Annotated in this window: 1 protein-coding gene; it reads left to right on the top strand. The window is 56.6% G+C overall.

Features of this window, described 5'->3' with window-relative positions:
- On the top strand, positions 1-316 hold a 316-nt coding region (locus M5B98_RS28670; RefSeq protein ID WP_248744687.1), incomplete at both ends, for an EF-Tu/IF-2/RF-3 family GTPase.

The following is a 316-nucleotide window of genomic DNA, read 5'->3' as shown; positions in this document are numbered from 1 at the left end:
TGCCCTGGAAATCGTTGGTCTGCGTGACACCACCACCACCACCTGCACCGGTGTTGAGATGTTCCGCAAACTGCTGGACGAAGGTCGTGCTGGCGAGAACTGCGGCGTTCTGCTGCGTGGCACCAAGCGTGACGACGTTGAGCGTGGTCAGGTTCTGGTTAAGCCGGGTTCGGTTAAGCCGCACACCAAGTTCACCGCAGAAGTTTACGTTCTGAGCAAGGAAGAAGGCGGTCGTCACACTCCGTTCTTCAAAGGCTATCGTCCACAGTTCTACTTCCGTACTACTGACGTGACTGGTAACTGCGAGCTGCCAGAG

It is taken from the genome of Pseudomonas sp. MWU12-3088 (assembly GCF_023242405.1).
Classification (GTDB): Bacteria; Pseudomonadota; Gammaproteobacteria; order Pseudomonadales; family Pseudomonadaceae; genus Aquipseudomonas; species Aquipseudomonas kribbensis.
Note: the sequence above shows the minus strand (reverse complement) of the source record. Positions and strands in the feature narration are given on the sequence as shown.